The organism is Streptomyces sp. NPDC104202 (assembly GCF_055584185.1).
In genome coordinates this window covers 38,999-55,550 of sequence record NZ_JBVJMN010000049.1, presented here as the reverse complement: position 1 = coordinate 55,550, position 16,552 = coordinate 38,999, and the positions used below count along the sequence as shown (strand labels likewise).

Here is a 16,552-nt window from a genome sequence, read left to right as displayed (position 1 = left end):
ATAGGTGTGGTTGTACGACCGGATGGCCGAACATCACCGGCGGATGACGGCCGGTCAGGACCAGTGGTCGTACGTGGCGCCCTCGGCGCGGTACGCCGTGCTCACGCGCCCCTTGAACGGGGCCTGCCACCTGCCCGTGCCGGAGTAGAGGTACACCGTGTCGCCGACCGGGCTGTACGCCACCAGGTCGTTGCGCCCGTCGCGGTCGGCGTCGCCCATGGCGACCAGCCGGCTGTACTCGTTCCAGCCGGCGCCGATCCGGACGCGCGGCGCGAAGGTGCCGTCGCCCTTGCCGAGGTGGAGCCAGAGGACCCCGGCCCGGTCACGGGCGACGAGGTCGCCCGCGGCGGCTCCGGCGACGTTCCCGACGGCCGCGATCTCGTTGTAGACGCCCCAGCCGGTGCCGGCGCTCTTCCGCGTGGCCGCGAACGGCGCCGTCTCGCTGCCGGTGCCCCGGTGGACCCAGAGGACGCCCGCCGCGTTGACGCCCAGGAGGTCGGGCCTGCCGTCGCCGGTCACGTCGCTGCCGCCCGCGAGCAGACCGTAGGTGTTCCACCCCGTGCCGACCCGGATCCGGTGCGCGAACCCGCCGTCCCCGATGCCCTTGTGCAGCCACAGGACCCCGGTCCTGTCCCGGGCGACGACGTCGCCCACCGCGGAGCCGCCGAGGTTCCCGGCCGCCTCGATCCGGTCGTACACGCCCCAGCCGGTCCCGACCTTCACGGCGCTGCCGAGCCCCTGCCGGCTCCACAGCGTGCCGCTCGCGTCCCGCGCGAGGAGGTCGGCCGAGCCGTTGTCGTCGAAGTCGTGCGGCTTGGTCGTCCGCGTGATCCGGAACGTGCCGGACACGCGCAGCGGCAGGTGCTCCTTGCCGGTCGCCTCGTCCGGGTACGCCTCGCCGACGTCGATCGTCCAGGTGTAGTCGCCGTTCGGGAGGGCGACCCCGGTCGAGGGGTTCCGCAGGTCGATCACCGCGGGGCTCGACGCGCTGAACGTGTCGACCAGGGTCTGCACGCGGCCGGACCTCACATGACGGATCTCGACGCTGCCGAAGGCGGTCTCGCCGTCGAACGTCCAGGTCAGCTCGGCCGGGCCGGGCCGGTCCAGGTCGGCGACGGCGGGCACGGTGTGCTTGACCAGCTCGATCCGGCTGCGCTCGCCGGTCGGCTGTCCGGTGGACGCCACGAGGGTGGAGACCGGGGCCCCGTCGCCGCCCGGCGCGATCCGGTACAGGCCCTCGCCCTGTTCCTTCGTGCCGCCGCGCACGAGCTGGGAGCCGTCGGGAGCGTCGGCGGCCGAGGAGGCGTACGCGAGGAAGGTGCGGGTGGCCCCGGTCGTCAACGCCCGGGCGGTCAGCGGTCCGGGGACGAAGACACCGTCGGACTCCGCCGCGTTGAGCGGGACGTAGGTGATCCAGTCGCCGAGCAGGCCGACCCGGATCGGCGCGCCCTTCGCGTCCGCCGCGAAGCGCTGCCGGGCGCCGGTGGCCCGGGTGGTGACGACCACCTCGTCACCCTCGGACCAGACGAGGCGCTGCGCGGAGACGGCGACGTTGCCCGTCGTGGCCTTCGGCACCTCGTAGGTCTCGGCGACGGTACCGGTGGCGAGGTCGACGAGGCCACGGAAGTGCTTCTCCGCCCCCTCCACGGGTGCCGCGTAGTCGACGACGCCGTGCGTGGCGTCGCCCGCCCGGACGGTGAAGCCCGAGGCGTCCGCGTGCAGTCCCCTCACCGGGCGGCTGGTGGTCGTGGTGCCGGACCGGGTGTGCATGAGGAAGGTGTCGTTGGTGGTGACCGTGAAGAGCGCGCGTCCGGCGCCGCCCACGTACCGGCCGATGGGGCCCTGGTACTGGCTGTTGACGCCGAACAGCTCCTTGCCGGTCGACACGTCCACGAGGTGGGACCAGAAGGCCCCGTCCTCGGCCAGGACGTTCGGCGCGCCGGAGGGCTGCCGGTTGCTCCCGAGGAGGCGCTTGGCGGTCACGCCGTCGTACCCGGTCCACGTGCCGTCTGCGGAAAGGAAGCCGGTGGTTCCGGCGAGGACGATCTCGGTGCCCTTCGGGAAGGGCACGACGCGGGCGGTGCTCTGGCCCGCCGACACCGCGGCAGGCGCCGCGAACGCCGGCGCCCCGAGGGCCGCGGCGCCCAGCGTGACGGCGAGGGTGACGGTGACGGCCGCGGTGATGCGGCGGCGGGATGCGGCGGTGCTCGACAAGATGAAACGTTCCTCCCCCGGGGAGGGCGCGGCGTGCGGTCAGCGGCGCCCTCGGCACGCACACGTGGGGGTCCCCACGTGTCGCACCGTCAGACACACGGGGATCCCGGATGGTTGCGTCATGTCCTCGCGTGCAGCAGACCCCGCGCGTACGCCGCCTGGCCCGCGTGCTGGAGGTCGTCCGCGATGACGGAGACGAGCCGGACGCCGAGGGTCACCGGCGGGTCCCAGGAGTCGTCCACGATCCGGTCCAGGTCGGCGTCGGTCAGCCCGCCGACCAGGTCGACGGTCCGGGCATGGACGGCGTCGTGGTACCCGAGCAGCAGCTCCGCGGGGGCCCGGACCCGGCCGACCTCGGCGCGCGTCTGGCCGTACCCGGTGGCGCGCTCGGGGAAGGGCAGGGCGAAGCGGTCCGCCCAGCCCTCCGAGGTCCACAGCTGGCCGGTGCCGAAGGCGTCCGCGAGATGGTCGTCCTGGACGCGGGTGAGGTGCCAGACGAGCCAGGCGACCGGGTTGGCGTCCGGTGTGACCCGTGCGGCGAGCTCCGTGTCGTCCAGGCCCTCCACGGCCTCGTGGACGACCTCCCTGATCCGGCCGAACGAGTCGACCAGCAGACCGGCGCTGTTCATGGGGGCTCCTCTCGCCCGGAGATCCGGTCGGGCGGGACGTGGCCCCGACCGGCACGACACCCCCCTCGGCGGCGCGGGACTACGCCGGCCCCTCCCGCTGCGCCCGCTCCTCGCGCCACCGCTCCAGCGTCTCCTCGACGTCGAAGGGCCGGAGGCCCAGCGGCGGACCGGCCGGCGGCCGGGCGAGGGCCTCGGCGATCTTGGTGTTGATCTCGCCGAGGATGCGCCGGACCTGGCTCTCGGAGACGGCGGCGGCCACCGCCTCCGACGCGTCCTCGGCCTCCTTGCGCAGGGCGAGCGAGGGGGGCAGGACCGAGCCGCCCTCGCGGTGCATCTTGCCCTTGATCCACCACAGGTCGTCGTAGGGCGCCGAGTCGTCCGCGAAGGGCTTGCCGAAGCCGGGCAGGTTCCGGAACTCGCCGCGCTCCGCCGCCTCGCGGATCTGCTTGTCCACGAATGACTCGAAGTCGACGCCGGGAGGTTTCCGTTCGGTCATGCGTCCAGCCTACGTAACCGCGGCGGAACGGGGGCGGTTCTCGCGGCCGGTCTCCGCGGCACGCGCTCGCCGCGGGAACGCGGAACGTGAGCGTGCGACAGCATGCGGCTACGTCCGGTCCCGCCGCGAGGCTCCGGCGGGAAAGGCAGGAGCCCCGCTCGTGCCCGGAGGCACGGAGCGGGGCTCCTTGGGTACTGCTCTAGTCGTGCGTGTTCGCCGACCCAGGCACCTTAGGCCGGGGAGACGTTCTCCGCCTGCGGGCCCTTCGGGCCCTGCGTGACGTCGAAGGTCACGAGCTGGTTCTCCTCGAGCGAACGGAAGCCGTTCGCGTTGATCGCGGAGTAGTGGACGAAGACATCCGGGCCGCCGCCGTCCTGGGCGATGAAGCCGAAGCCCTTTTCAGCGTTGAACCACTTCACGGTTCCGGTAGCCATGAGCCCTCCTATGGGCCAAAGGGTCGCCCTGCTCCAGAACCTGCAAACAAGTCTGAAAACTACAAAAGCCTGCGGGTCACATGCTCCGCAGGCTCTGTACTGCAAGGGAAACCAAACTGCAACTTGCGTTGAGCGTAGCACGCAGGACGCTCGCGGCGGTAGAGGGAAAGATCACGTCACCCACATGTTTGATCTTCTTCCGCGTGCTGACGCGGGTCACCCGGCGGGGCGCCGCCGACGGCGTGCCGGAGACCCGGCGATGCCCACGGGGCGAGACGGGTCTAGCCTCACGATGTGGACAATGCAACCGATGACCACCAGCGCAGCCGGCCCCGCGTCGGACACATCCAGTTCCTGAACTGCCTGCCCCTCTACTGGGGGCTCGCACGGACCGGAACGCTCCTCGACCTCGAGCTCACGAAGGACACCCCGGAGAAGCTCAGCGAGAGGCTCGTCCGGGGCGATCTCGACATCGGCCCCATCACCCTCGTCGAGTACCTCCGCAACGCGTCGGAGCTCGTCGCCCTCCCGGACATCGCCGTCGGCTGCGACGGCCCCGTCATGTCCTGCGTGATCGTCTCCCAGCGCCCCCTGGAGGAGCTGGACGGCGCGCGCGTGGCGCTCGGCTCCACCTCCCGCACCTCCGTGCGCCTCGCCCAGCTGCTGCTTTCCGAGCGGTACGGGGTCGCGCCGGACTACTACACCTGCCCGCCGGACCTCGGCCTGATGATGCAGGAGGCCGAGGCCGCCGTCCTCATCGGCGACGCCGCGCTCCGGGCCTCGCTGCACGACGCGCCCCGGCTCGGCCTCCAGGTCCACGACCTCGGGCAGATGTGGAAGGACTGGACGGGCCTCCCGTTCGTCTTCGCCGTGTGGGCCGCCCGCAAGGACTTCCTCGCCCGCGAGCCGGAGACCGTCCACGAGGTCCACCAGGCGTTCCTCGCCTCGCGCGACCTCTCCCTGGAGGAGGTCGCCAAGGTCGCGGAGCAGGCGGCCCGCTGGGAGACCTTCGACGCCGAACTCCTGGAGCGGTACTTCCGCACCCTCGACTTCCGCTTCGGTCCCGAGCAGCTCGCCGGGGTCCGGGAGTTCGCCCGCAGGACCGGCGCGACGACCGGCTACCCGGCCGACGTCACCGTCGAGCTCCTGCCGCCGGCGCACCGATAGGCGCCGGGACGCGAGAGGCGCGGGGCCCCCGATAAGCGGGCGCCGCGCCGCCGCCGAATTACCCGAAAGAAATACCGGTCCGCTCCGGCGGGCTCCCCGGCCGCCCCTTTCCGGGCCCCCGTGGAATGACGCCGCCCCGGTTCCCGCGGACGGCGTCGCGGAATGCCGCGGCCCCCGGCACAGGGGCGGCGGCATTCCACCGCCCGGCCCGGCCCGAAGGGCACGGAATGCCGGGTTCCCGGGCCGCCGCGGCTATTCGCCCGGCCCCGGCAATTCACCGGCCATTCGCCCGCCGCTCGTACGGCCCGGCCGCCCGGCCGACCGCCGCCGACCGTCCACCGGGCACCCTGCGGAAGCCGCCGGGACCGCTGGCGTAGGCTGGTTCGGTCGATCAGAACCCCTCCGAAAGGGACGCACCCGGTGACCGAGAAGGCCGAACTCCAGTCCGTTCTCGACCGCGCCGCCGCGGGTGGCCGGATCACCCCCGAGGAGGCGCTCGACCTGTACCGCTCGGCCCCCCTGCACGCGCTGGGCTCGGCCGCCGACGCGGTGCGCCGCCGCCGGTACGCGGGGACCGAGCACATCGCGACGTACATCATCGAGCGGAACATCAACTACACGAACGTCTGCGTGACGGCGTGCAAGTTCTGCGCCTTCTACGCCGCGCCGAAGGACACGAAGAAGGGCTGGTCCCGCGACCTCGACGACATCCTGCGCCGCTGCGCGGAGACCGTGGAGCTCGGCGGCACCCAGATCATGTTCCAGGGCGGCCACCACCCGGACTACGGCGTCGAGTACTACGAGAAGCACTTCGCCGCCATCAAGAAGGACTTCCCGCAGCTGGTCATCCACTCCCTCGGCGCCTCCGAGGTCGAGCACATGGCCCGCATCTCCGGCGTCTCCGTCGAGGAGGCGATCACCCGCATCCACGCGGCCGGCCTCGACTCCTTCGCCGGCGCCGGCGCCGAGCTGCTCCCCGAGCGGCCGCGCAAGGCGATCGCCCCGCTGAAGGAGAGCGGCGAGCGCTGGCTGGAGATCATGGAGATCGCCCACAAGCTGGGCGTCGAGTCCACCTCCACCATGCTGATGGGCACCGGCGAGACCAACGCCGAGCGGATCGAGCACCTCCGGATGATCCGTGACGTGCAGGACCGGACGGGCGGCTTCCGGGCCTTCATCCCGTACACCTACCAGCCCGAGAACAACCACCTGAAGGGCCGCACGCAGGCCACGCTCTTCGAGTACCTGCGCATGATCGCGATCGCCCGGCTCTTCCTGGACAACGTCGCCCACATCCAGGGCTCGTGGCTGACCACGGGCAAGGAGATCGGCCAGCTGACCCTGCACTACGGCGCGGACGACCTCGGCTCGATCATGCTGGAGGAGAACGTCGTCTCCTCCGCCGGCGCCCGGCACCGCTCCAACCTGCGCGAGATGATCGACATGATCCGCACCGCGGACCGCGTCCCGGCGCAGCGCACCACGACGTACGAGCACATCGTCGTCCACGACGACCCGGCGAACGACCCGGTCGACGAGCGCGTGGCCTCCCACATCTCGTCCACGGCGATCGAGGGCGGCACGGCCCATCCCGAGCTGAAGCTCCTCGACGCGAACTGACGCGCGTGCTCACCCTCCACGTCGCCGAGGCGTCTCCCGAGACCGCCGTGCTCGCCGACGGCGACCGCATCGCCGCCGTCGGCCCCTACGACGAGCTGGCCGCCGCCCACGAGGACGCCCGGCTGCGCCGCTGGCCGGGCATCCTCACGCCCGGCCTGCTCAACCCGTACGGGCCCGAACTCCTCGAAGGCACCTACCACCCCGACCCGCGCGAGGCCGACACGTTCGGCACCGCGCCGATCACGGGGGAGCGGGCCCGGGAGCTCTTCCGCGCCGACCCCGCGCGGCTCGGTGCCTCCGCCCGCCGCGGCGTCCAGCGCCTCCTCGCCCACGGCGCCGTGGCGGTCGCCGGCGACCTGCGCTCCCGGGCGGCCCAGGACGCCGTCCGGCGCGCCGGCCTCGCCGTCGGGCAGCGCCCCGCCTCCCTGCCGGGCCCGCCGTCCCTCGCGCCCCGCCCCCTCGTCCTCCTCCCGCGCCTCGCCCCCGGCGCACCGGCCCGCTTCGCCGTCTTCGACGTCCCCGACCGGGCCTCCCTCGTCCGCCTGGGCCCCGCCACCTGCGTGGCGACCGTCCTCGCCGGCCGCCTGGTCTTCCGCCGCCGGTAGGTCCCGGGCCGAAAAGGTCGAAGCGGTACGAGGGGGAAATCCGGCGGCTGCCACAATGGCCGGGTGACGCGAGCATCCCTGGACAAGCAGCCGCACGAAGTCGCCACGATGTTCGACGACGTGGCGGCGAACTACGACCTCACGAACGACGTGCTCTCCCTCGGGCAGGACCGGCGCTGGCGCAAGGAGGTCGCGAAGGCGGTCGACGCGCGCCCGGCGCAGCGGATCCTGGACCTCGCCGCCGGCACGGCCACCTCGTCGCAGCCGTTCGCGCGCGCGGGGGCGTACGTCGTGCCCTGCGACTTCTCGATCGGGATGCTGCGGGTCGGCAAGAAGCGGCACCCGTGGATGCCGTTCACGGCGGGCGACGGCACGAAGCTGCCCTTCCGCGACGACGTCTTCGATGCCGTGACCATCTCCTTCGGGCTGCGGAACATCCAGGACACCGAGCAGGCGCTGCGCGAGCTGTACCGGGTGACGAAGCCGGGCGGCCGGGTCGTCATCAGCGAGTTCTCGCACCCCACGTGGGCGCCGTTCCGCACGGTGTACGAGGAGTACCTCATGCGGGCGCTGCCGCCGGTGGCCCGCGCCGTCTCCTCCAACCCCGACGCGTACGTGTACCTGGCCGAGTCCATCCAGTCCTGGCCGGACCAGCCGACCCTGGCGGGGCTGCTGCAGAAGGCCGGCTGGTCGAAGGTGGCCTGGCGCAACCTCACCGGCGGCATCGTCGCCCTCCACCGGGGCTTCAAGACCGACTGACCCGCGCCCGCGCCCGGGGCCGGGTCCGGGCACGCGGCGGGAGCGGGGCAGCGGGGCGGGGCGGGCGAGGGCCCTCCGTTTCCGCCGGGTCCGCCCGCCATAGACTGCGATACGTCCTCAACGCCGAACCTTCGGGAGACCCCGCCGTGACTGAGCAGCCCCTCTCCGAGCACACCGCAGATGTGATCGTCGTCGGGGCGGGCCCGGCGGGTTCCACCACCGCGTACTACCTGGCCAAGGCGGGGCTCGACGTCCTGCTCCTGGAGAAGACGGCGTTCCCCCGCGAGAAGGTCTGCGGCGACGGCCTCACCCCCCGCGCCACCAAGCAGCTCGTGTCGATGGGCATCGACATCTCCGAGGAGGCCGGCTGGCTGCGGAACAAGGGCCTGCGGATCATCGGCGGCGGCGTCCGCCTGGAGCTCGACTGGCCCGACCTCGCCTCGTACCCGGACTACGGACTCGTCCGCAGGCGCGACGACTTCGACGAGCAGCTCGCCCGGCAGGCGCAGAAGGCCGGCGCGCGGCTGTACGAGCGCTGCAACGTCGGCGCCCCGGTCATCGACGACCGCACGGGCCGCATCACCGGCGTCCACGCCAAGCTCGGCGAGGAGAAGCGCGAGGTCACCTTCCACGCGCCGCTCGTGGTCGCCGCCGACGGCAACTCGACCCGGCTCTCCGTGGCCATGGGCCTGCACCGGCGCGAGGACCGCCCGATGGGCGTCGCGGTGCGCACGTACTTCACCAGCCCGCGCCACGACGACGACTACCTGGAGTCCTGGCTGGAGCTGTGGGACCGGCGCGGTCCGCAGGACCGGCTGCTGCCCGGCTACGGCTGGATCTTCCCGATGGGCGACGGCACGTCCAACGTCGGCCTGGGCATCCTCAACTCCTCCTCCGCCTTCAAGGAGCTGGACTGGCGCGAGGTCCTCAAGGCCTGGTGCGCCTCCATGCCGGAGGACTGGGGCTACACCCCGGAGAACATGACGACGCCGATCCGCGGCGCCGCGCTGCCGATGGCCTTCAACCGCCAGCCGCACTACACCAAGGGCCTGCTGCTCGTCGGCGACGCGGGCGGACTGGTCAACCCGTTCAACGGCGAGGGCATCGCGTACGCCATGGAGTCCGGCCAGATCGCGGCCGACGTCATCGTCCAGGCGCACGCCCGGGCGACGCCCGCCCAGCGCGAGCTGGCGCTGCGCAACTACCCGCAGATCCTGAAGGACACCTACGGCGGCTACTACACGCTGGGCCGCGCCTTCGTGAAGCTCATCGGCAACCCGAAGATCATGAAGATCGCGACCCAGCACGGTCTGACCCACCCGCTCCTGATGAAGTTCACGCTGAAGATGCTCGCGAACCTCACGGACCCGACGGGCGGCGACGCCATGGACCGCATCATCAACGGCCTGTCGAAGGTCGCTCCGAAGGCCTGAACCGGGGCGGGGCCGACGGCCGGCCGTGCCGCTCCGGGGCGGTCAGCCGTTGCGCCTCGCCGCCAGCCGGATCCGGGCGTCGAGTTCCGACCCGGCCCGGGTCAGGGCCTCGGCGTGCCGCTCGGCGGCCTCCTTCTGGAAGCCGACCTCGGCGGCGTACCAGAGGGCGACGAGCCGGGTCCGCTTCTTGCAGGCGACGTCCTGCGCGGCGGCGGCGACCGCCCTCGGCCCGCCGAACGCGTCCCGGGGGAGTCCGAGGTCCTGCTGGGGGCTGACCGGGTCGTCGGTCCGGTAGCCCTTCTCCGCCATGCAGCGCGACCAGTCGCCGACGGCCCGCGCGACCCCCGGGTCCTGCCGGGCCCGGGTGTACGCCTCCGTCTCCAGCCGGAAGACGAAGAGGGCGTCGACCGCGCCGTCCTCCGGCGCGTACATCCGCAGGAACCCCTCGCGGCCGCAGCCGCCGACGGGGACCTTCCGGCCGTTGACCGTCCGGCCGCTGTCGGTCCGCTCGGACTCGGCGAGGCTCATCGGGACGCGGCCGCGCAGCGGCGGTCCGCCCAGGACCAGTTCGCCGGTGGCGCCGAGCCCCTCGTCCGCCGGTGCCTTGGCCGGGGGCAGCGCCCCGCCGCGGGGCGCGTAGCCGTACCGGGCGGCGGTCGCGGCGTCGGTGAGCCCGTAGCGGGAGGCGGTGCCGGACCGGACGGGCCGGGGCTGCTCCGGCGGCCGGTAGGAGAAGCCGAACCGCCGCATGCAGTCGGCGGTCAGCAGCGCCTGGGCCCGCTCGATCCCGCGACTCTCCTCGTCCGTGGGCTTGTAGCCGTCCAGCGGGTACGTCAGCCGCGCCGCGTCCGTCACGTCGGGCGGCGGGGCGGGGGCGGAGGGGCCGTCGGTGCCGGAGGCGCAGGCGGTGAGGAGCGCCGCGCCCAGCAGGACGGCGGCGGCGTGCGGGGCGCGGGGGCGCATGGGGCTGCTCCGGTGGTCCGGGCGGAACGAGGGGCGGTTCAGCGGGCCTTGTAGTGGTACGCCGAGGAGACCTGGTTCTTGAACGTCGCGGAGGCGTTGCCGTAGTAGTTCGCCGGGAGGCTTCCCTCGACGCCCCCGGCGAACGCGCCGGTGTAGACGTACCAGACGACCCGGTCGCGGTTGAAGTACGAGGCGGCGTTGTTGTCGACGATCTGGCCCTGGCCGGTGCCGAAGCCGGCGAAGCGGTCGTCGGCGAGGTTCGAGTCGGCCAGGTAGAGGTCGAAGACGGAGCCCAGCAGGGACGAGTTGTAGAACAGGCCGAACTCGCGGAGTTCCAGCTCGCCGTTCTTGGTCTCGGCCGCGGCGGTGCCGCCGGTGGTCAGGACGCCCGCTCCGAGGGCGGTCAGGGCGACCACCGTGCTGAGGGCGCGCCGGGCGATCGTGCTCTGCATGCCGTGGCCTTTCGGGACGAGAGGGGAGGGCGGGGGGAGCGGGGCGGGACGGGGCCGCGGGACGCCCGGGGGCCGTGCGGCGCCGATTGAGAAGTACACGTCATGAAATCGCCCCCGGTCTATGGCTGTTCGCGCCAGAGAAGCCACGGTTTACACCCGGTAACTGGCTGAATAACGCTGTCTGTTGAACCTGGCACCGGACGATCGCCCGCATGGCTAGGGTCACGGGAAACCCCCGGAAGGACCGCACCGATGACCCGACTCCCGGCCGCCCCCGCGCGCCCCGAGACCCCCCGTACCCACGCCCCCGCGCCCGGCGGCGACCGCGGCGGGGCGGTCGTCGGTGGCTGAGACCTCCCCCCGGGACCACGCGCCCGCCGACCGCCGGCCGCGCCCGGCGCGGGGCGTCGCCGGCGTCGCCGCCCTGGTCGCCGGATCCGTGCTGCTCACCGGTGCCGGGGTCCTCGCCGGCACCCTCGTCACCTCGCCCGCGCAGCTCGCCGCCGACGCCGGACCGCCGCCGCCCGACGTGCTCACCGCCCGCGTCGAGCGCCGCGTGCTGCACGAGACGGTCGTCCTGCGCGGGACCGTCGTCGCCGGGCAGACCGTCCGCGTCGCACCGCCCCCCGCCGCGGAGGGCGGCGCCGCCGTCGTCACGAAGGTGCCGGTCGCCGCCGGAGCGGCGGTCCGCCCCGGGCAGGTCGTCCTGGAGGTGTCGGGCCGCCCGGTCCTCGTGCTGCGGGGACGGCTCCCCGTCTACCGCGACCTCAGGCCGGGGGCGACGGGCGCCGACGTCGCCCAGCTCCAGGACGCGCTGGCCGCCCTCGGCCACGGCAGCGGCGGCGACCCCCGGGGCACCTTCGGCGCCGGGACCAAGGAGGCCGTGACGGAGTTCTACGCCTCCGCCGGCTACGACCCCCGCCCCGCCGTCGACGACGCGGGGGCCGCCGTCGACGCCGCCCGCCGGGCCGTCACCGGAGCCGAACGCGCCGCCGAGGACGCCCGCGACGCCCTGCTCGCCCCGCCGGACGCCCGCGACGCCCTGCTTGCCCCGCCGGACGCCCCGGCGCTCAGGGCGCTGCGCAAGGCGCGCGACCGGGCCGCGGCCGACCTCGCCGACGCCCGGACCGTGCTCGCCGCGGCGAGGGCGGCCGCCGGCCCCATGGTCCCCGCCGCCGAGATCGTCTTCGTCGAGCGCCTCCCCGCCCGGGTCGCCGCCGTCGACGTCGTCCCCGGCTCCCCGGTGAACGGCTCCCCGATGACCCTCTCCTCCGGCCGGCTCATGGTCCGGGGCTACCTCCCGGAGCACCAGAAGGGCATGGTCAAGGCCGGCCGGACGGTGCGCGTCCTGGACGAGGAGACCGGCACCGAGGTCACCGCCGAGGTGACCTCCGTCGCCGGCACGGCCACCCGACGGCGCGACGGCGCGCCACCGGACGGCGTGCCCGGCCCCGAGGAGGCCGGGGACGCGGCCGCCCCCGCCGCCGACGGCCCCGCCGGCCACCTGCTCACCGTCACCCCCGACCGGGAGCTCCCGGCGGACCTCGCCGGCCGTGAGGTCCGCCTCACCGTCGAGGCCGCCTCCACCGACGGCGAGGCCCTCGTCGTGCCCGTCACCGCCGTCTCCGCCGGCGCGGACGGCAGGACCGTCGTCACCGCCGTCCGCGGCGGCGGCCGCCAGGAGCCGGTCGAGGTCCGGACCGGCACGCTCGGCGACGGGTACGTGGAGGTCGTCCCGCGCGTCCCGGCCGCCCTCGGGGAGGGCGACACCGTGGTGACCGGCGTGGCGGCCACCGGCGCGGGCCCGGAGACCGGAGGAGCCCCGTGACCCCGCCCGGACGGCTCCGGGCGCGGGACCGAGGGCCCGCGCCGCGCACCCCGTACCCCGCCCCCGCCGTCCCCGTCGTCGAGTTCCGCGGCGTCGGCCTCACCTACCCCGGCCCGCCGCCCGTCCAGGCCCTGCGCCCCTGCGAACTCGTCGTCCACGCCGGCGAGTTCGTCACCGTCGTCGGCCCCTCCGGCTCGGGCAAGTCCACCTTCCTGAACGTCGTGGGGCTGCTCGACGCCCCCACGGAGGGCAGCTATCTGCTCGACGGCATCGACACCGCGGCCCTCCGCGACGCCGAGCGCACGGCGCTGCGCGGCCGCCGCGTCGGCTTCGTCTTCCAGGCGTTCCACCTCCTGCCGCACCGCAGCGCGACGGAGAACGTCATGCTCTCCACGCTGTACGCGGCCGTGCCCCGCGCCGCACGCGAGGGGCGGGCGCGCGAGGCCCTGGACCGGGTCGGGCTCGGCCACCGCGCGGACGCCCTCCCCGCGCGGCTCTCCGGCGGGGAGCGCCAGCGGGTGGCCATCGCCCGGGCGCTCGCCGCCCGACCGTCGCTGCTGCTCTGCGACGAGCCCACGGGCAACCTCGACTCCGGGAACGCGGAGACCGTCCTCGCGCTGCTGAGCGAGCTCCACGCCGCCGGCATGACCGTCCTCGTCATCACCCACGACCGCGAGGTCGCCGCCCGCGCGCGGCGCACGGTGACGATCCGGGACGGCGTCCTGACCGAACCGCCCCGTGCGGAGCCGGACCGGAGTCCCGGATGAGGTGCCCCCGCCGGGCCCCCCGCGCCCTGGAGCGCTCCCGCCTCTCCGCGCGCGACGTCCTCTCCGAGGCGGTCGCGGGGCTGGTGCGGCGCCCCGGGCGGTCGGCGCTCACCGCGCTCGGCACGGTCCTCGGGGTGGGCGCGTTCGTCGCCGTCCTCGGCCTGACGGCGACGGCGTCCGCGCGGATCGACTCCCGCTTCGACCTGCTGACCGCCACCGAGGTCACCGTGGAGGACGTCGCCCGGGAGCACGACGCGTTCGCCGGTCCCGCCTTCCCCGCCGACGCGGACGCCCGGATCGAGCGGCTCGGCGGGGTGCGGGACGCCGGTGTCCTGTGGACCGTGCGCCTCGCGCCGGGCACCGCCGTCCGCGCGGCACCGGTCGGCGACGGCGCCGACGGCGAACGGATCGACGTCGTCGCCGCCTCGCCGGGAGCGCTGCGGGCCGCCGTCCCCCGGGTCGCGGAGGGCCGGCTGTACGACGGGTTCGCCTCGGCGACGGCGCAGCCGGTGGCGGTCCTCGGCTCGTCGGCCGCCGCCCGGCTCGGCATCACCACCCTGCGGACGCGGCCCGCGGTGTTCATCGGGGACGAGCCGTTCACGGTGGCCGGGATCGTCGACGACGTACGGCGCCGGCCGGACCTGCTGATGGCGGTGGCGGTGCCCCGCACCACGGCCGAGCGGATCTGGGGCCCGCCGGCGGACGGGGCGGCGCGGATGCTCGTCGCCACGGAACCGGGGGCCGCCCGGCAGATCGCGGACGAGGCGCCGGTCGCGCTCCGCCCGGACCGTCCGGAGTACCTGAAGGCGGTGCCGCCGCCGGACCCGAGGACCCTGCGGGCCGGCGTCACGGGCGACCTCGACCAGCTGTTCCTCCTGCTCGCCGCGGTCTGCCTGGTCATCGGGGCGGTCGGCATCGCCGACACCACCCTGGTCGCGGTCCTGGAGCGGACCGGCGAGATCGGGCTGCGCCGCGCGCTGGGGGCCGGCCGACGGCACATCACCGCTCAATTCCTCGCGGAATCGGGCGTTCTGGGCGCCCTGGGCGGGCTCGTCGGCACGGCGCTGGGCGTCGGCGCGGTGGTCGGGGTGGCGCTGGTGCGGCACTGGACGCCGGTCGTCCCTCCGCCGGCCGTCGTGGCGGCCCCGGCGCTCGGCCTCGTCAGCGGGCTCGCGGCCGGCCTCCACCCGGCCTGGCGGGCCGCCCGGATCGAGCCGGCCGAGGCGCTGCGCCACTGACGTCCCCGCCCGGCGGCGGGCACGACGAAGGGCCGTCACTCCCCCGAGGAGTGACGGCCCTTCGTCGTGCGGAGATCAGAGGATGCGGACCGCGCCCGAGGGCATGTCCCAGTCCAGGGAGCGCTCGACCACACCGGTGGAGGGGTTCTGCGCACCGACGTACTTGCCGCCGCCGACGTAGATGGCGACGTGGTACGAACCGCTGCGGCTGCCCCAGTAGAGGATGTCGCCCGGCTGGAGGCTGCTCAGGGAGACGGAGGTGCCCATGCTCGACTGCTGGTACGAGATGCGGGGCAGGTCGATGCCGGCCTCGCGGTAGGCGGCCTGGACGAGGCCGGAGCAGTCCCACGAGTTGGGGCCGGTGCCGCCGGAGACGTAGGCGTCGCCGACCTGGGCACGGGCGAAGGCGACGATCGCGGCGGCGGAGCCGGTCGGGGCCTGCGTGCTCTCGCCGACGGAGGAGCCGGAGGTGTCGCCGGACGACTGGGCGGAGAGCTGGGTCCGCTCGCTGTCGCGGGAGGCGCGGGCGGCGGCCTCCTGGCGCTCCTGCTCGGCCTTGGCGCGGGCCTTCTCGGCGCGCTCGGCCTCGGCCTTGCGGTCCGCCTCGGCCTTGGCCTTCTTGGCGTCCTTGGCGGCCTTCTGGAGGGCCAGGTTCTCCTGGCTCTCCAGGCTCTGGTCGAGGGCCTCCTGCTGGGACGCCTCCGCGGAGGCGGCGACGGCGCTGGCGAGGCCACCGACGTCGAGCGAGCCCAGGGTGGGCATTTCGATGGTCTCGGTCACCGGCTCGGCGTTGGCCGGTCCGGCGGCACCGGCCACCGCGATGGTGCCGAGGACGCCACCGGCAACTCCGGCGCGCAGGGCGAGCTTAGAAGCGCTGCGGCGGGGCTTCCGGTGGCTGGGTATGTGAGCGGTGTGGGACATGGGAACAACCGCTATCAGGGGTTCGCGGTTCCCTTCAAGAAACGTGGGTTGCGCCACAGTTACGTTCGGAACCACCCAATCCGCTTCTCTGGCGCCCTTATTGACGCCGTAACGGGCAAATCGGGCATGGCCCATCCAGGCCGTGATCACGGGTTTTCATTGAAAGGTCCGAATTGCCCGACGCTTACCACCTCTTGACGCCCATGGCCAAGCCCCACATTTTTGGTGGCCTTGTGGCGTGACGCAGGTCACATCTCCGCTCGTGAATCCGTGCACGCGTCCATCTGCGTCCGCGAGACCCCCCGACCGGGGGACGGCGGGTTCCTTTATCACCCGGATGCGTCCATCACCAATTTGCTTGCAGTGGCCATCACTTGATAGTGCGACACCCCCTCCGAGCTGCCACTTCCGGTCCGGATGTCACATCTGGTGATCACCTGGGCGCTTCGCGCGACAAGATCACCGCTCATCCGACTTCATGATCCTTCGTCAGGTGGTGGAGATCACAAAGTCCTTGGTGTACCCCGTGTCGCAGATCACAGAGGGGCGGGCATAGGATGCGGGGCAGCCGGGCTTGTGAACTGCCTCACATGGGGGCGATCTTTCACGCCGGCGGTGCGGTCCAACGGTCAAGGACGACTGGAAGGAGCGAGGAGCGTGAATGCGTACGCGCCCGTCCTCGTGCTCGGTGCCCTGGGTGCGGGGTTTGCGATCTTCTCCGTGGTCATGGCCACGCTTATCGGGCCAAAGCGGTACAACAGGGCAAAGCTTGAGGCGTACGAGTGCGGCATCGAACCGACGCCCACTCCCGCCGGAGGCGGTCGCTTCCCGATCAAGTACTACCTGACGGCGATGCTCTTCATCGTCTTCGACATCGAGATCGTCTTCCTCTACCCCTGGGCCGTCACCTTCGACGCCCTGGGGCTTTTCGGGCTCGTGGAGATGCTGCTCTTCGTGCTCACCGTCTTCGTCGCCTACGCGTACGTGTGGCGCCGCGGCGGTCTGGAATGGGACTGAGGGGCTGAG

The 16,552-nt window shown here is 73.6% G+C and carries 16 protein-coding genes; 9 read left to right on the top strand and 7 right to left on the bottom strand.

Annotation, left to right across the window (positions count from 1 at the left end; translation table 11 throughout):
• Nucleotides 1–54: 54 nt before the first annotated feature.
• From ACZ60W_RS27190 to ACZ60W_RS27175, 4 genes are all read right to left on the bottom strand, one after another.
• Nucleotides 55–2,214: an FG-GAP repeat domain-containing protein gene (locus tag ACZ60W_RS27190; RefSeq protein WP_469758003.1), complete on the bottom strand. Its 2,160-nt coding sequence runs from the start codon at nucleotides 2,212–2,214 to the stop codon at nucleotides 55–57.
• A 119-nt stretch (nucleotides 2,215–2,333) separates the two neighbouring features.
• Complete coding sequence (locus ACZ60W_RS27185) at nucleotides 2,334–2,843, bottom strand: mycothiol transferase (protein WP_469758002.1); 510 nt, start codon at nucleotides 2,841–2,843, stop codon at nucleotides 2,334–2,336.
• A gap of 79 nt (nucleotides 2,844–2,922) precedes the next feature.
• Entirely contained in the window at nucleotides 2,923–3,339 is a 417-nt protein-coding gene (locus tag ACZ60W_RS27180) for a DnaJ family domain-containing protein (RefSeq protein ID WP_469758001.1), read from the bottom strand.
• 230 nt (nucleotides 3,340–3,569) lie between these two features.
• A complete protein-coding gene (locus ACZ60W_RS27175) occupies nucleotides 3,570–3,773 on the bottom strand; it encodes a cold-shock protein (RefSeq protein ID WP_015035453.1) in 204 nt (67 codons plus the stop codon).
• Between the two features lie 294 nt (nucleotides 3,774–4,067).
• Here ACZ60W_RS27175 and ACZ60W_RS27170 point away from each other — a divergent pair, with 294 nt between their 5' ends.
• The 5 genes from ACZ60W_RS27170 to ACZ60W_RS27150 all read left to right on the top strand — a co-directional run bounded on the left by ACZ60W_RS27170 (nucleotide 4,068) and on the right by ACZ60W_RS27150 (nucleotide 9,357).
• On the top strand, nucleotides 4,068–4,940 hold the full coding sequence (locus ACZ60W_RS27170) for a menaquinone biosynthetic enzyme MqnA/MqnD family protein (RefSeq protein ID WP_469758000.1): 873 nt from the start codon (nucleotides 4,068–4,070) through the stop codon (nucleotides 4,938–4,940).
• A gap of 420 nt (nucleotides 4,941–5,360) precedes the next feature.
• Entirely contained in the window at nucleotides 5,361–6,560 is a 1,200-nt protein-coding gene (gene mqnC / locus ACZ60W_RS27165; protein WP_366304390.1) for a cyclic dehypoxanthinyl futalosine synthase, read from the top strand.
• A 5-nt stretch (nucleotides 6,561–6,565) separates the two neighbouring features.
• Complete coding sequence (locus tag ACZ60W_RS27160; protein ID WP_469757999.1) at nucleotides 6,566–7,165, top strand: imidazolonepropionase-like domain-containing protein; 600 nt, start codon at nucleotides 6,566–6,568, stop codon at nucleotides 7,163–7,165.
• A gap of 63 nt (nucleotides 7,166–7,228) precedes the next feature.
• Nucleotides 7,229–7,924, top strand: coding sequence for a demethylmenaquinone methyltransferase (locus ACZ60W_RS27155; RefSeq protein ID WP_469757998.1), 696 nt, complete (start codon nucleotides 7,229–7,231; stop codon nucleotides 7,922–7,924).
• A gap of 146 nt (nucleotides 7,925–8,070) precedes the next feature.
• Nucleotides 8,071–9,357, top strand: a complete 1,287-nt coding sequence (locus ACZ60W_RS27150; protein WP_469757997.1) for a geranylgeranyl reductase family protein — start codon at nucleotides 8,071–8,073, stop codon at nucleotides 9,355–9,357.
• Between the two features lie 42 nt (nucleotides 9,358–9,399).
• On the opposite strand, the gene ACZ60W_RS27145 is transcribed toward ACZ60W_RS27150, so the two are convergent.
• Nucleotides 9,400–10,320, bottom strand: a complete 921-nt coding sequence (locus ACZ60W_RS27145; protein WP_469757996.1) for a hypothetical protein — start codon at nucleotides 10,318–10,320, stop codon at nucleotides 9,400–9,402.
• Between the two features lie 38 nt (nucleotides 10,321–10,358).
• Complete coding sequence (locus ACZ60W_RS27140) at nucleotides 10,359–10,772, bottom strand: hypothetical protein (RefSeq protein WP_469757995.1); 414 nt, start codon at nucleotides 10,770–10,772, stop codon at nucleotides 10,359–10,361.
• 343 nt (nucleotides 10,773–11,115) lie between these two features.
• Here ACZ60W_RS27140 and ACZ60W_RS27135 point away from each other — a divergent pair, with 343 nt between their 5' ends.
• The 3 genes from ACZ60W_RS27135 to ACZ60W_RS27125 are packed head-to-tail and all read left to right on the top strand — an operon-like array spanning nucleotide 11,116 to nucleotide 14,605.
• A complete protein-coding gene (locus tag ACZ60W_RS27135) occupies nucleotides 11,116–12,600 on the top strand; it encodes a peptidoglycan-binding protein (protein ID WP_469757994.1) in 1,485 nt (494 codons plus the stop codon).
• Nucleotides 12,597–13,367, top strand: a complete 771-nt coding sequence (locus ACZ60W_RS27130; RefSeq protein ID WP_469757993.1) for an ABC transporter ATP-binding protein — start codon at nucleotides 12,597–12,599, stop codon at nucleotides 13,365–13,367. The genes ACZ60W_RS27135 and ACZ60W_RS27130 overlap by 4 nt, the downstream gene beginning before the upstream one ends.
• Nucleotides 13,364–14,605 carry an ABC transporter permease gene (locus ACZ60W_RS27125; protein ID WP_469757992.1) on the top strand — a complete coding sequence of 414 codons (1,242 nt, stop codon included), beginning with the start codon at nucleotides 13,364–13,366 and terminating at the stop codon, nucleotides 14,603–14,605. The genes ACZ60W_RS27130 and ACZ60W_RS27125 overlap by 4 nt, the downstream gene beginning before the upstream one ends.
• Before the next feature lie 75 nt (nucleotides 14,606–14,680).
• Here the strand turns inward: ACZ60W_RS27125 and ACZ60W_RS27120 are convergent, their stop codons facing one another.
• On the bottom strand, nucleotides 14,681–15,526 hold the full coding sequence (locus tag ACZ60W_RS27120) for a C40 family peptidase (RefSeq protein ID WP_469757991.1): 846 nt from the start codon (nucleotides 15,524–15,526) through the stop codon (nucleotides 14,681–14,683).
• 657 nt (nucleotides 15,527–16,183) lie between these two features.
• On the opposite strand from ACZ60W_RS27120, the gene ACZ60W_RS27115 reads away from it, so the two are divergent.
• Nucleotides 16,184–16,543 (top strand): NADH-quinone oxidoreductase subunit A, encoded by a 360-nt coding sequence (locus tag ACZ60W_RS27115; RefSeq protein ID WP_019888619.1) that lies wholly within the window; start codon nucleotides 16,184–16,186, stop codon nucleotides 16,541–16,543.
• Nucleotides 16,544–16,552 lie beyond the last annotated feature (9 nt).